Raw genomic sequence first — 14,078 nt, forward strand, 5'->3', positions numbered from 1 at the left:
CCCATCCGCTCAAGGCAGGGCTGTGCGCAGCGCGGTTAACGACTCCCGAATGCGGGCTGCGGCAATCTCGGCGCCTCTGTCCTCCGGAAACCGCCGATGCAAACGCACCTGCTCCGCACCCTGCTGCCGCTCGCCCTGGCCACCGCACTCTGCGCCTGCTCCGCCGGCACCGCGCCGGAAGACGATGGCGCCGAACAGGAGCAGGCGCTCGCCGACGCGCAGCAGGCCGCGGAGTCGGCGGCCACTCCACCCGAAGGCACGGGCGCCGCCGCGCCGCCGCTGGAGTGCGACGACACCCAGGTGCAAGGGCTGGTCGGCCAGGTGCTGGAAGAGTCCACTGCCGAGCAGGCCCGTGTCGACGCCGGCGCGAAGAGCGTGCGCGTGCTCGAGCCGGGGCAGATGGTGACCATGGAGTTCGACGGCGAGCGGTTGAACATCGAGGTCGATGGGGAGCGGAAGATCGTGGCGCTGCGCTGCGGCTGAGGTGGTGTACTGCCGGGCGGCCGCTACGGGCGTGACCGGCATCCATCTGTAGGAGCCCACTTCAGGGGGCGACCCGATCCCGCTGAAGGCGCTGCGTTCAACGCATCGCTTCCGGATCGGTCGCGTTGAACGGGGCTGCGTTCCTGCCACCTGGGGTCGCCCTCATGCGGGCTCCTACAGGGGGCATCCCCGTTCGCGGGACGGTTTCGGATGCATCTTTTTTGTGGGCCGTACGCCTGTTGCGGCAGTGCAGCACTTGTGGTCTAGTCGGGCTTCCGGTGACATTCTGGCAGCGCCCGTTTCGAATGAAACCGGTGCGGTGTCGCCTTCCCTCGCGTCCGGGAAACAGCGCCCGGCATGCATGTTTCGAGATGCAGATGGCCCCCCGCAACCGCCACGGGCTCTACGACCCGAACTCCGAACGCGATGCCTGCGGCTTCGGCATGATCGCCCAGCTCGACGACCAGCCTTCGCGCGCCCTCGTCGACACCGCGATCGCCGCGCTGTCGCGCATGACCCACCGTGGCGGCGTCGCCGCCGATGGACTGACCGGCGACGGTTGCGGCCTGCTGATCCGCAAACCGGTGCCCTACCTGCGCGCGATGGCCGGCGAGGCCGGCATCGCCGTGGGCGACGGCGCCCTGTTCGCTTCCGGCCTGGTGTTCCTGCCCGACGAGGTGGCACTGGCGCAGCGCTGCCGCGAAACCCTCGAGCACGAGCTGCGGAGGGCCGGCCTCAGCATCCTGGGCTGGCGCACGCCACCCACAGACACGCGTGTCTGTGGGGAGCTGGCCAGGCAGACACTGCCTGCAATCGAACAGATCTACGTCCAGGCCGGCGCCGGGCAGGACGAGGAAAGCTTCAACCTGGCGCTGTTCCTGGCTCGCCGCCGCAGCGAGCAGCAGCTGCGCGACATGACCGACTACTACGTCGTGACCCTGTCCTCCCATTCCATCGGCTACAAGGGAATGGTCCTGCCGGACAAGCTCACCGGCTTCTACCTGGACCTGCAACGCCCGGACCTGGCCTCCAGCGCGGTGGTGTTCCACCAGCGCTTCTCCACCAACACCCTGCCGCGCTGGCCGCTGGCGCATCCGTTCCGGATGCTCGCGCACAACGGCGAGATCAACACCATCGAGGGCAACCGCCGCTGGGCGCAGGCCCGCGGCCAGGTGTGGAAGACGCCGAAGTTCGACGTCGCCGAACTGCAGCCGATCGTGTCGATGCACGGCTCGGACTCGCAGAGCCTGGACAACATGCTCGAGCTGCTGGTCTCCGGCGGCATGGAACTGATCCAGGCGCTGCGCATCCTGGTGCCGCCGGCGACCCAGTCGCTGGAGTTCAAGGACCCGGACCTGGCCGCGTTCTACGAGTTCTACGGCCTCAACACCGAACCGTGGGACGGCCCGGCCGGGATCGTCACCATGGATGCGCGCTACGCTGCGTGCACCCTGGACCGCAACGGCCTGCGGCCTTCGCGCGGGCTGCTGACCTCCGACCGCCACTTCATCGTCGCCAGCGAGGCGGGCGTGTGGGAAGTGCCGACCGAACGCATCGTGCGCAAGGGCAAGCTCGGCCCGGGCGAGATGGTCGCCATCGACCTCAAGCGCGGCGACCTGCTCGACTCCGAGGCGGTGGACCGGATCAACCGCGGCCGCGCGCCGTACAAGCAGTGGCTGCAGCAGGGCGTGACCTACCTGCAGACCGAACTGATCGATCCGTCGCTGGCCGAGGAGCCGTTCGACGAGAAGACCCTGCGCAGCTACCACAAGCTGTTCCAGCTCACCTCCGAGGAGATCGAGCTGGTGCTGCGGCCGATGGCCGAGACCGAGCAGGAAGCCACCGGCTCGATGGGCGACGACACGCCGATGGCGGTGCTCAGCCGGCGCAACCGGCCGCTGTACGACTACTTCCGCCAGGCCTTCGCGCAGGTGACCAACCCGCCGATCGACCCGCTGCGCGAAGACTGCGTGATGTCGCTGGCGACCCAGCTGGGCCGGGAGACCAACATCTTCCACGCCGGCCCGGAGACGGTGAACCACATCCTGCTCAACTCGCCGGTGCTTTCGCAACGCAAGCTGCGCCAGCTGATGGTGATGCCGCAGTACGCGCAGAAGAACCGGCTGATCGACCTGTCCTACGCGATCGAAGAGGGACTGGAGGCCGGCATCGCGCGGATCTGCCGCGAGGCCGAGCAGGCCGTGCGCGACGGCATGGTCATGCTGCTGCTGTCCGACCGCTACCCGGTGCCGGAACGGCCGATGGTGCATGCGCTGCTGGCCACCGGCGCGGTCCACCACCACCTGTGCAGGGCGGGGCTGCGCTGCGACGCCAACCTGGTGATCGAGACCGGCACCGCGCGCGACGCGCACCACATGGCCTGCCTGCTCGGCAACGGCGCCACCGCGGTGTATCCGTACCTGGCCTACCAGACCCTGTTCGACATGGGCCGACGCGGCATCCTGCAGCTGAAGAAGGGCGAGGTCGCCCAGGTCGGGCGCAGCTACCGCAAGGGCGTCTACAAGGGCCTGTCCAAGATCATCTCGAAGATGGGCATCGCCACCATCGCCAGCTACCGCGGCGCGCAGCTGTTCGAGATCGTCGGCCTGGAGCAGGAGGTGGTCGAGCGGTGCTTCGGCGGCACGCCCTCGCGCGTGGGCGGCGCCGGCTTCGAGCGCCTGGACCGCGATGCGCGCGGGCTGCAGGCGGCGGCCTGGAACGAACTGGAGAAGCCGGAGATCGGCGGACTGATCAAGTACGTCCATGGCGGCGAGTACCACATGTACAACCCGGACGTGGTGATGACCCTGCAGCACGCCACGCGCACGGGCGAGGCTGAGGACTGGAATGCATATACGGAGGCGGTGCATTCGCGGCCGCCGTCGGCGCTGCGCGACCTGCTGGCATTGAGCCCGGCGGAGACGCCGACGCCACTGGACGAAGTGGCGCCGGCCTCGGACCTGCTGCGCCGCTTCGACACCGCCGCGATCTCGCTGGGCGCGCTGTCGCCGGAGGCGCACGAGGCGCTGGCGATCGCGATGAACCGGCTGGGCGGACGCAGCAACTCCGGCGAAGGCGGCGAGGATCCGGTGCGTTACGGCACGGAAAAGCGCTCGAAGATCAAGCAGGTCGCCTCCGGCCGCTTCGGCGTCACCCCCGAGTACCTGGTCAACGCCGAGGTGCTGCAGATCAAGGTCGCGCAGGGCGCCAAGCCCGGCGAAGGCGGCCAGCTGCCCGGGCACAAGGTCAACGAGCTGATCGCACGGCTGCGCTACGCGCGCCCGGGCATCGGCCTGATCAGCCCGCCGCCGCACCACGACATCTATTCGATCGAGGACCTGGCGCAGCTGATCTACGACCTCAAGCAGGTCAATCCGCAGGCGCTGGTGTCGGTGAAGCTGGTCTCGCACGCCGGCGTGGGCACGATTGCCGCGGGCGTGGTCAAGGCCGGCGCCGACCTGATCACCGTGTCCGGCCACGACGGCGGCACCGGCGCCTCGCCGATCAGCTCGATCCGCTACGCCGGCGGGCCGTGGGAACTGGGCCTGGCCGAATCGCACCAGGCGCTGGTAGCCAACGACCTGCGCGACCGCACCATCCTGCAGACCGACGGCGGCCTGAAGACCGGCCTGGACGTGGTCAAGGCCGCGCTGCTGGGCGCCGACAGCTTCGGCTTCGGCACCGGGCCGATGATCGTGCTGGGCTGCAAGTACCTGCGCATCTGCCACCTCAACAACTGCGCCACCGGCGTGGCCACCCAGGACGAACGGCTGCGTTCGCAGCATTTCACCGGGCTGCCGGAGCGGGTGGAGAACTTCTTCCGGCTGATGGCCGAGGAAGTGCGCGGCTGGCTGTCGCTGCTGGGCGCGCGTTCGCTGGACGAGATTGTCGGCCGTACCGACCTGCTGCGGCAGATCGACGCGGCGCCGCGCGAAGGCGTGCGCCTGGACCTGTCGCGGCTGCTGCATCCAGCCCCGCGCGACGACGGCCGTTGTGCAGCGGCGCGCCTGTACGAGTCGCCCGACAGCCTGGCCACCCAGCTCGACATCCAGCTGGCCGATGCGATCGCCGGCAAGTCCGGCGGCGAGCACCGCTACCTGATCCACAACACCGACCGCAGCATCGGCGCGCGGCTGTCCGGCACGATCGCCCGGGCGCACGGCAACCACGGCATGGACGAGGCGCCGATCACGCTGCGCTTCCGCGGCACCTCCGGGCAGAGCTTCGGTGCGTTCAATGCCGGAGGCCTGCAGCTTGAGCTGGAAGGCGAGGCCAACGACTACGTCGGCAAGGGCATGGCCGGCGGCCGGCTGGTGCTGCGCCCGCCGCGCGCGGCGCGCTACGAAGCACGCAGCACGCCGATCCTGGGCAACACCTGCCTGTACGGGGCCACCGGTGGCGAGCTGTTCGCCGCCGGCCGCGCCGGCGAGCGCTTCGCGGTACGCAACTCCGGCGCGCTGGCGGTGATCGAGGGCGCGGGCGACCACTGCTGCGAGTACATGACCGGCGGCATCGTCCTGGTGCTGGGCAAGGTCGGGCTGAACTTCGGCGCCGGCTTCACCGGCGGCCTGGCCTACGTGCTCGACCAGGACCGCGACTTCGTCGACCGCTACAACCACGAGCTGATCGACATCCACCGGATCTCGCCGGAAGGCTTCGAGAGCTACCGCCAGCACCTGCACCGCCTCGTCAGCCGCCACCGCGAACTCACCGGCAGCATCTGGGCGCAGCAGATCCTGGACGAGTTCCGAGACTACGTCGGCAAGTTCTGGCTGGTAAAGCCGAAGGCGGCAAGCATCGAATCGCTGGCCGATACGCTGCGGAGGGCTGCATGAGTCGCAAGCAGGTATTCCAGTTTCTTGACCTGCCGCGGGAGATGCCACGGCGCATTCCTGTGGAGCTGCGCACTTCGGGCGACTGGGGCGAGCTGTACGGGAAGTTCGGCCACGCCGAGGCGTCACACCAGTCGGGTCGCTGCCTGGACTGCGGCAATCCCTACTGCAGCTGGAAGTGCCCGGTGCACAACGCCATTCCGCAGTGGCTGCAGCTGGTGCAGGAGAACCGCATCCTCGAGGCGGCCGAGCTGTGCCACTCGACCAATCCGCTGCCCGAAGTGTGCGGGCGGGTCTGCCCGCAGGACCGCCTGTGCGAGGGCAGCTGCACGCTCAACGACGGCTTCGGCGCGGTCACCATCGGCGCGGTGGAGAAGTACATCGTCGACACCGCCTTCGCCCAGGGCTGGCGCCCGGACCTGTCCGAAGTGGTTCCGACCGGCCGCCGCGTGGCGGTGGTCGGTGCCGGTCCGGCCGGGATCGGCTGCGCCGACCGGCTGGCGCGCGCCGGCATCCAGGCGGTGGTCTACGACCGCTACGAACAGATCGGCGGCCTGCTCCAGTTCGGCATCCCCACCTTCAAGCTCGACAAGACTGTGATCGCACAGCGCCGCGAAGTGCTCGAAGGCATGGGCATCGAGTTCCGCCTCGGCGTGGAGGTCGGCCGCGACGTCACCGTCGAGCAGCTGCTGGAGGAATACGACGCGGTGTTCCTCGGCACCGGCGCCTACCGCTATACCGATGGCGGCCTGCCGGGCCAGGACGCCGAGGGCGTGCTGCCGGCGCTGCCGTTCCTGGTGCAGAACGGTCGCATCGTCGCCGGCAACGACCCCGCGCATGTCGCCAGCATGGGCCGGCCGATCGCCGGCTGGGAAGACACGATCAGGCTGCCCGACCTGGCCGGCAAGCGCGTGGTCGTGCTCGGCGGCGGCGATACCGGCATGGACTGCGTGCGCAGTGCCATCCGCCTGGGCGCCGGCAAGGTCACCTGCGCCTACCGCCGCGACGAGGCATCGATGCCCGGTTCGGCACGCGAGGTCGGCAACGCGCGCGAGGAAGGCGTGCGCTTCCTGTTCAACCGCCAGCCGCTGGCGATCGAGGCCGATGCCGATGGCCGCGTCATTGGCGTGCGCGTGGTCGAGACCCGGCTCGGCGATGCGGACGCGCGCGGCCGGCGCAATGCGGTGGCGATCGAAGGCAGCGAGTCGGTGCTCGAGGCCGACGTGGTGATCATCGCGTTCGGGTTCGCGGCCGAAGTGCCGGAGTGGGCCGCGGCGCTGGGCATCGAGGGTACGCCGAACGGCCGCATCGTCACCGGCGGCGCCGGCCGGCTGCCGTACCAGACCAGCCACCCGCGCGTGTTCGCCGGCGGCGATGCGGTGCGCGGCGCGGACCTGGTGGTGACCGCGGTGGCCGAGGGCCGCGATGCGGCGCAAAGCATCGCCGGGATGCTGGCGGCGCAGGCGCGGACGACGGAGCCGGCGGCAGCCTGAGCGGCGCGGCCTGTATGGTCCGTCAGGCGGACATGTCGAGGACGATGCGGCCTTCGATCTCGCCCTTGTGCATGCGGGCGAAGATGTCGTTGATGTTCTCCAGCCGGTCCGATGCCACGGTCGCGGCGACCTTGCCCTGTTCGGCGAACTCCAGCGATTCCTGCAGGTCCAGGCGGGTGCCGACGATCGAGCCGCGCACGGTGATCCCGTTGAGGACCATGCCGAAGATATCCAGCGGGAAGCTGCCCGGCGGCAGGCCGACCAGGGAGACGGTGCCGCCGCGGCGCATCATCCCCTGTGCCTGCTCGAAGGCCTTGGGCGAGACCGCGGTGACCAGGGCGCCGTGTGCGCCGCCGATCTCCTTCTTCAGGAACGCGGCCGGGTCGGTCGTGAGCGCGTTGACGGTGACCGTGGCGCCCAGGCGCCTGGCCAGTTCGAGCTTTTCGTCGTCCACGTCGACGGCGGCCACGTTCATGCCCATGGCCTTCGCATACTGCACGGCCATGTGGCCGAGGCCGCCGATGCCGGAGATGACCACCCATTCGCCGGGACGGGTGTCGGTCACCTTCAGGCCCTTGTAGACGGTGACCCCCGCGCACAGCACCGGCGCGATCTCGACGAAGCCGATGCCCTTGGGAAGGTGGCCGACGTAACCGGCATTGGCCAGTGCGTACCGGGCGAAGCCGCCGTTGACCGAATAGCCGGTGTTCTGCTGCTGCTCGCACAGGGTTTCCCAGCCGCCCAGGCAGTGCGCGCAGTAGCCACAGGCCGAGTATAGCCACGGGATGCCGACGCGGTCGCCTTCCCTGACGTGGGTGACGCCGGCGCCCACCGCGACCACGTGGCCCACGCCCTCGTGCCCGGGAATGAAGGGCGGGCTGGGCTTCACCGGCCAGTCGCCCTCGGCCGCATGCAGGTCGGTATGGCAGACGCCGCAGGCCTCGATCCTGACCAGCACGTCGCCAGGACCCGGGCGGGGCACCGGTACTTCCTCGATCACCAGTGGCTGGCCGAAGCCGCGCACGACCGCGGCCTTCATCGTCTTGTCCATGGCGGATCCTCGCGGGAGGGCAGGTTTGGCCACCTTACACCCGTGCCGTTATCACGCCGTTGACCGGGATCGAGCCGTCCATCCCCACTGCCGTGGCGGCATCGCCACGCTCTGCTACGATCCCGGCACATCCCACCCGACGCGGAGCTGTGCGATGGACCATGCGTTCCTCTGGGGCGTCATCGCCCTGGCCTGCGGCACGGTAATGATCGTCTACGGTTCCACCATGTTCCGGGTGGTGCTGGCCTTCGCCGGCTTCTACATCGGCTTCGGCGTGGTCTCGGCCGCAATCGGCTCGATCGGCAGCGGGCCCAGCCCGGCGCTGCAGACCATCGTCGCGATCATCCTTGGCGCGGCGCTGGGTGGAGTGCTGTATTCGTTCGCTTCCCTCGCGGTATACGCGGCCGGTGCGATCCTGGGGCTGGTGGTGGCGCTGTTCTTCGCCTCGCTGGTGGGCATCGGCGGCAGCTGGATGCTGACGGTGCTCGCTCTGGCCGGCGTCGGTGCCGGCGCCTTCGGCGGACGCTACCTGGGCAGCTGGCTGACGATCCTGTCCTCGGCGGTGGCCGGTGCCTACTTCAGCGTCACCGGCCTGGCGCTGATCTTCGGCTCGCAGGCGGCCAACGGGATGATGCCGGTGAACGCGCGCACGCTGGTGGTGTTCGCGCTGCTGGCGGTGATCAGCTTCCTGGCCCAGGCACGCACGCGCAACCTGCGCCGCAGCGGCGCGTTCATCCGCTGACGTGCCGGTGCGCCTGGGCCTCGCCGCCAACCGCCTGCACCACGCCACCGCGGACGCCGCGCTGTTCCGCTGGCTGCGCGCCAGTGGTGCGGGGATCCGCGAACTGGGGATCGAGCTGCATGCGGTGGGCCGCACCCACGACGCGATCGCCGCGGCGGGTCTGCTCGATGGCCATGCAGGCCTGAAGCGCTACCCGTACGGGCGCGACGGCGGCCTGATGAAGCTGGTCGCCGAAGTGGTGGGCATGGAAGGCGACGCGCGCACGCTGGACGGGGCGATTTACCTGATCGATCCGGTCGACCCATCCTCGATCTTCCCCGAGGCGGCGGCGCTCAAGCGCCAGTGCGTGATCCACGGCAAGCCCTTCCTCTCCACCGTGGCCAGCGCGCGCGACTGGATCGAGAACGAGCGCGTTCTCGCCGGGCTGGCGCCGGACCCGGGGGCCGATGCGCTGCATGCCTTCGAAGCGCAGACCCTGGCGCTGATCGCGCATGATGCGATGAAGCCGCAGATGCTGGCGTTCGCCGCCGCGCATTACGAAGCGCTGTCGCGGTTCGCCCGGCGCGTGGCCACCGGCACCACCGGCCAGCGCCTGAACGAGATGGCCTGGAGCCGCGGCTGGCCGCAGGACACGCCGTGGGTGCACCGCTTCCACAGCGGCCCGATGGGCGGCGATGCGCAGATCGCCGACCTGGTGCTGGAGCGCCAGTGCCAGCGCGCGGTGTTCTTCGAGGATCCGCACGTCGCACGCCAGCACGAGGCCGACATCCAGCTGCTCGAGCGTGCGGTGACGACGGTGACCGACGACGCGATGTGCATCACTTCGCCGGTGGTGGCCGCGCGCTGGATGGACGCGGTCGGCCGGCGCGCGCGCTGGCGCGCGGCCTGAGCGGCACGGAATCATCCGCCATGTGCGTGGTCGCCTTCGCCTGGAACGCGCATCCGCGCTGGCGCTTCGTGCTGGCCGGCAACCGCGACGAGTTCCATGCGCGGCCAACCGCGCCCTTGGCGGCCTGGGACGATGGCTCGGGTATTGTTGCCGGCCGCGACCTGGAAGCCGGCGGCACCTGGCTGGGCGTGGACGGGCGCGGGCGCTGCGCGCTGGTGACCAACGTGCGCGACTTCCGCCAGCCGCAGGGCGGCCTGTCGCGCGGGCTGCTCGCCAGCGACTACCTGCGCGGCGAAGAGGATGCGGCGACGCGCGCGCAGATGCTGCAGTCCACCGCGCCGGCGTACCGGCCATTCAACCTGCTGCTGGTCGATGCGCAGGCGTGCGCCTGGATCGGCAACCTGCCGCAGGTACGCATGGCGATGGCCACGGCGGGCGTGCACGTGCTGTCCAACGCACAGCTCGACACGCCGTGGCCGAAGGCGGTGGCGCTGGGCGATGCCCTGCGCGGCTGGATCGAAGACGGCGGCGACGGCGATTTCGAGCCGCTGTTCGCCGCGCTTGCCGATGAGACGCGCTGGCCGGATGCGCGGCTTCCCGACACCGGCATCGGCCTGGAACGCGAGCGCTGGCTGTCGTCGGCGTTCATCCGCGGCGAGGAGTACGGCACGCGCGCGAGTACCGTGCTCGCAGTCGACCATGGTGGAGCCGCGCTGGTCGTCGAGCGCCGCTGGGGGCCGATGGGCGTGGCGCTGGGTGAAACCCGGGTGGCGATCGCCAGCCCGTAGCGTGGGGCAAGCCCCGCTCTACGGGGCGCGGGCGTAGCGCCAGCCCACCAGCCAGGCACAGGCCAGCGCGAACGCCGCCAGGAACCACGGTGCGCCAGGCAGGTGCGCCGGCGCACTGGCGCCGACGAACAGCGCGAACACGTTGGCGAACAGCAGCGGGCCGATGATCCCGGCCACGCTGGTCAGGCTCATCAGCGCGCCCTGGATGCGGCCCTGCACCTGCGGCCCGACCTGGCGGGTGATCAGCGCCTGCGTCGCCGGCGTGGCCAGCGCCCACAGCGCGCTCACCGGCAGGCCGAGCAGGAACAGCCAGCCGGTGTCGGCAAGCCCGTAGATGACGAAGCCGGCTACGCCGCAGCCCAGCCCCAGCAGCAGCGTGCGCCGTTCGCCCAGTGCGGCCACGGTGCGCCCGACCAGGCCGGCGTTGACGATGATGCTCATCACCCCGACCGCGGCCAGCACCCAGCTCACTTCGCGCGGGCCCCACTGGTAACGGTAGTCCGCGAACAGCACGAAGATGCTCGGGTAGACGTAGTGCGCCAGGTTGGCCAGGAACACCACCGCGGCCAGGCCGAACACCTGCGGGTAGCCGCGCAGCAGCACCAGTGCGCCGAACGGATTGGCGTGGGCGACATCGAAGCGCTGCGTGCGGCGTTCGGGCGGCAGCGACTCGGGCAGCACGAACCAGCCGTAGAGGAAGTTCAGCAGCGCCAGCCCGGCGGCGAACCAGAACGGCAGGCGCAGGTCGATCCCGCCGAGCCAGCCGCCGACCAGCGGGCCGAGCACGAAGCCCAGGCCGAACGCGGCGCCGATCATGCCGAAGCTCTTGGCCCGTTTCTCCGGCGCGGTGACGTCGGCGATGTAGGCGTTGGCGGTGGTGAAGCTGGCGGACGCGATGCCGGAGATGATGCGGCCGATCAGAAGCATCCCCAGCGAGCTGGCGACGGCCATGAAGATGAAATCCAGGCCCAGCCCCAGGCACGAGAGCAGGATCACCGGGCGCCGCCCGTAGCGGTCCGACAGCGCGCCCTGCACCGGTGTGGAGACGAACTGCACCGCGGCGAACACCATGCCGAACACGCCGACCCAGCGCGCGGCGCTGGCGATGTCGCCGCCGGTGAACTCTTCCACCAGGTGCGGCAGCACCGGGATGATCACGCCGAACGAGAGCACGTCGATCAGCACGGTGACGAAGATGAAGGCCAGCGCCGCGCGGCGCGCACCGGAAGGTGGCTGCAAGGGGGGTCCTGTGGCCGTGGGCGGCCGTGTGCGGAAGGGGCGCAGTCTATCCGTTCGCGCCGCATCCCCTGTAGGAGCCCACTTCAGGGGGCGACCCCGGTGGCATCATGCGGCGGTGTTCAACGCGGAGCCTCCGGAGAGTGCGCGTTCTGCGCGACGCTTTCCGGCGGGATCGGGTCGCCCCCTGAAGTGGGCTCCTACAGGGGGGTGACGGTGATTTTCTGGGTGAGGGTGTGGGTGGCGCCGGGGGGGAGGTCGACGACGTCGGGGCCGGCGTTGCCGGCTTCCAGGCAGACGAAGTGGCGCCAGTGCGCGCCGACGTCGGCCATGCGCGCGGCGGCGGCTTCGCCGGGGTTCCAGACGATGGCGGTGCGGCCGTCCTCCACCTCCAGCGCGATGCTGCGCGCCAGCCCCGGATCGACCAGGCGGTAACGGCCACCGGCGCCGGGGAACAGGCGGTCGGCGCGACCCGGGTCGCGCGGGTCGTGCAGGGTCCAGTCGCCCTGCTGCAGGTGCCGGCTGCCGCCGTCGTTCTTGTCGAGGAAGACCAGGCCATCGAGTCCTTCGATGCGCACGCCTTCGACGTCGCCGACGCGGAAGTAGTTGTGCAGGGCCTCGGTGAAACGCAGCGGCTGGTTGCCGGTATTGGTCGTGACCAGGCGCTGTTCGAGGCTGCGGCCGATGTGCAGCTGCATGCGCAGGTTCAGCGCCAACTCCTGCAGCGGCGGCGGTTCCAGTTCCAGCACCATCGTGCCGTCGGCCTCGCGCCGCGCCGCGGCCAGCTGCCAGGGCAGGGTACGGACGAACCCGTGCGCGGGCACGGCGTCGGACTGGCCCTGGCGGCTGAAGTACGGCCAGCACACCGGCGTGCCGCCGCGGATCGGCGTGGGCAGGTCCGCGCGCAGCGGCGAGAGCCAGAACACGTCTTCCTGCCCGGCCGGCGTCCAAGACACCAGCTGCCCGCCGAACAGCGACACCGCCGCCTTGCCCAACGGCGTGTCCACCAGCAGCGCATCGAGGCCCTGGAACGTGCCGACGGTCAGTCCGGGAATGTCGTGCATGTTCTTCACTGTCCTTGCGGTGGTCGGCGACGGCGACTGCAGCAGCGCAGGATAGCCGGCGGGAAGCGCGAACGCGGTGCTTGCCGGCAGCGGCGCGGCGGGCGCAGGCGCGGCGGTACGCAGCGCGTCGAGGATGCGATGCCCGGCGCGGCCATCGGCTGGCTGCTGGCCCAGTCGCTGCTGCTCGATGGCGATCGCCCTGCGGGTGGCGTTGCCGACCATGCCGTCGGCGGCGCCGATGTCGTGGCCACGTGCGAGCAGCAGCGCCTGCAGCTCCTTGCGCTGCGCGCGCGACAGGCCCGGGTCGTCGGTCGGCCAGCGCGCGACCACGCCTTCGCCACCGCGCAGCCGGTCGGCCAGGGTGGTAATGGCCAGCGCATAGCTTTCGGCGGCGTTGTAGGAATGGATCGCGTCGTAGTTGCGGAACACCAGGAACGCGGGGCCTTCGCGGCCGGCGGGCAACAGCAGCGCACTGCGCGCGTCCGACGGCGCGATCGCACTGCCGTCGACGCGGACGATGCCGCGCGCAACCCAGTCCGACAACGGCCGCCGCGCGGTGCGGCCGGCCAGCGCGGCATCGAAGCCGGCCGGCAGCTTCACCTCGTAGCCCCACGGCTCGCCGCTGCGCCAGCCGGCGCGCTGGAGGTAGTTGGCGGTGGAGGCCAGCGCGTCGGGAATGCTGCCGACCAGGTCGCGGCGGCCATCGCCGTCGCCATCGACGGCGATGCGCGCATAGGTGGTGGGGATGAACTGGGTCTGGCCGAAGGCGCCGGCCCAGGAGCCGGTAAGGTCCGGATCGGTGAGGTCACCGGACTGGAGCAGCGAGAGCAGCGCGAGGAATTCGCCGCGGAAGAATTCCCGGCGGCGGCCTTCGCAGGCCAGGGTGGCCAGCGACACGCGCAGCGGGCGCTTGCCGGTGATGCGGCCGTAGTCGCTTTCCACGCCCCACACCGCCACCACGGTCTCCGGATCGACGCCGTACTCGCCCTGCAATCGCGCCAGCAGCGCGCGGTGGGTGGCGAGCATCGCGCGGCCGTCGGCCACGCGCTGGTCGTCGACCAGCCCGGCCAGGTAGTCCCAGATCGGCGTGGTGAATTCCGGCTGCGCGTCGAGCAGCGGCAGCACGGTCGGGTCAGGCTGGAGGCCGGCGGTGTAGCGCGCGAACGTGGCCGCATCGATCCCGCGCGCGGCGGCGAGCGGCTGCATCGCGGCGAGGCAGCGCTGGAATGCGGGGTTGGGGGCCTGTGCGGGCGATGGCGCGGCGGTCGCAGTCGCGGCGTTCGCGATCATGAACAGCGCAGGCAGCGCGGTGATCCGGAATGACGATGCGGGGGGGCGCATGGGCGGCATCCGTGGCGGGGTGAACCCATTGTAGGAGCCCACTTCAGGGGGCGACGCGAGGTGGCTGGGGCGCAGCGGTGTTCAATGCGGTCGTTCCGGAGGGGGCGCGTTGAGCGGCGCGCATTCCGGCGGGATCGGGTCGCCCCCTGAAGTGGGCTC

The 14,078-nt window shown here is 70.6% G+C and carries 9 protein-coding genes; 6 read left to right on the forward strand and 3 right to left on the reverse strand.

Annotation, left to right across the window (positions count from 1 at the left end; all coding sequences use genetic code 11):
- Positions 1-96 precede the first annotated feature (96 nt).
- The 3 genes from CSC64_RS04765 to CSC64_RS04775 all read left to right on the forward strand — a co-directional run bounded on the left by CSC64_RS04765 (position 97) and on the right by CSC64_RS04775 (position 6,808).
- Entirely contained in the window at positions 97-483 is a 387-nt protein-coding gene (locus tag CSC64_RS04765) for an I78 family peptidase inhibitor (protein WP_162434181.1), read from the forward strand.
- Between the two features lie 377 nt (positions 484-860).
- Positions 861-5,318: a glutamate synthase large subunit gene (gene gltB, locus CSC64_RS04770; RefSeq protein WP_162434226.1), complete on the forward strand. Its 4,458-nt coding sequence runs from the start codon at positions 861-863 to the stop codon at positions 5,316-5,318.
- Positions 5,315-6,808 (forward strand): FAD-dependent oxidoreductase, encoded by a 1,494-nt coding sequence (locus CSC64_RS04775; RefSeq protein ID WP_162434182.1) that lies wholly within the window; start codon positions 5,315-5,317, stop codon positions 6,806-6,808. The genes gltB and CSC64_RS04775 overlap by 4 nt, the downstream gene beginning before the upstream one ends.
- A 22-nt stretch (positions 6,809-6,830) precedes the next feature.
- Here CSC64_RS04775 and adhP read toward each other — a convergent pair whose 3' ends face one another.
- Positions 6,831-7,859 carry an alcohol dehydrogenase AdhP gene (gene adhP, locus CSC64_RS04780; protein ID WP_162434183.1) on the reverse strand — a complete coding sequence of 343 codons (1,029 nt, stop codon included), beginning with the start codon at positions 7,857-7,859 and terminating at the stop codon, positions 6,831-6,833.
- A gap of 154 nt (positions 7,860-8,013) precedes the next feature.
- Here adhP and CSC64_RS04785 point away from each other — a divergent pair, with 154 nt between their 5' ends.
- From CSC64_RS04785 to CSC64_RS04795, 3 genes are read left to right on the forward strand one after another with little or no spacing between them, the layout of a single operon-like run.
- A complete protein-coding gene (locus tag CSC64_RS04785) occupies positions 8,014-8,601 on the forward strand; it encodes a TM7S3/TM198-like domain-containing protein (protein ID WP_162434184.1) in 588 nt (195 codons plus the stop codon).
- A gap of 7 nt (positions 8,602-8,608) precedes the next feature.
- Positions 8,609-9,490 carry a methylglyoxal synthase gene (locus CSC64_RS04790; RefSeq protein ID WP_162434185.1) on the forward strand — a complete coding sequence of 294 codons (882 nt, stop codon included), beginning with the start codon at positions 8,609-8,611 and terminating at the stop codon, positions 9,488-9,490.
- A 20-nt stretch (positions 9,491-9,510) separates the two neighbouring features.
- Positions 9,511-10,278, forward strand: a complete 768-nt coding sequence (locus tag CSC64_RS04795; protein ID WP_162434186.1) for an NRDE family protein — start codon at positions 9,511-9,513, stop codon at positions 10,276-10,278.
- Between the two features lie 18 nt (positions 10,279-10,296).
- Here CSC64_RS04795 and CSC64_RS04800 read toward each other — a convergent pair whose 3' ends face one another.
- Both CSC64_RS04800 and CSC64_RS04805 read right to left on the reverse strand, forming a co-directional pair.
- Positions 10,297-11,604, reverse strand: coding sequence for a TCR/Tet family MFS transporter (locus CSC64_RS04800; protein WP_425501674.1), 1,308 nt, complete (start codon positions 11,602-11,604; stop codon positions 10,297-10,299).
- 110 nt (positions 11,605-11,714) lie between these two features.
- Entirely contained in the window at positions 11,715-13,868 is a 2,154-nt protein-coding gene (locus CSC64_RS04805; RefSeq protein ID WP_162434228.1) for a lytic murein transglycosylase, read from the reverse strand.
- Positions 13,869-14,078 lie beyond the last annotated feature (210 nt).

It is taken from the genome of Pseudoxanthomonas koreensis (genome assembly GCF_010093225.1).
Lineage (GTDB): Bacteria > Pseudomonadota > Gammaproteobacteria > Xanthomonadales > Xanthomonadaceae > Pseudoxanthomonas > Pseudoxanthomonas koreensis.

Excerpts from the sequence above, each read along its gene's own strand:
- CSC64_RS04805 (WP_162434228.1), bottom strand. The coding sequence starts at position 13,868 with ATGATCGCGAACGCCGCGACTGCGACCGCCGCGCCATCGCCCGCACAG.
- gltB (WP_162434226.1), top strand. The coding sequence starts at position 861 with ATGGCCCCCCGCAACCGCCACGGGCTCTACGACCCGAACTCCGAACGC.
- CSC64_RS04795 (WP_162434186.1), top strand. The coding sequence starts at position 9,511 with ATGTGCGTGGTCGCCTTCGCCTGGAACGCGCATCCGCGCTGGCGCTTC.
- CSC64_RS04775 (WP_162434182.1), top strand. The coding sequence starts at position 5,315 with ATGAGTCGCAAGCAGGTATTCCAGTTTCTTGACCTGCCGCGGGAGATG.
- CSC64_RS04785 (WP_162434184.1), top strand. The coding sequence starts at position 8,014 with ATGGACCATGCGTTCCTCTGGGGCGTCATCGCCCTGGCCTGCGGCACG.
- adhP (WP_162434183.1), bottom strand. The coding sequence starts at position 7,859 with ATGGACAAGACGATGAAGGCCGCGGTCGTGCGCGGCTTCGGCCAGCCA.
- CSC64_RS04765 (WP_162434181.1), top strand. The coding sequence starts at position 97 with ATGCAAACGCACCTGCTCCGCACCCTGCTGCCGCTCGCCCTGGCCACC.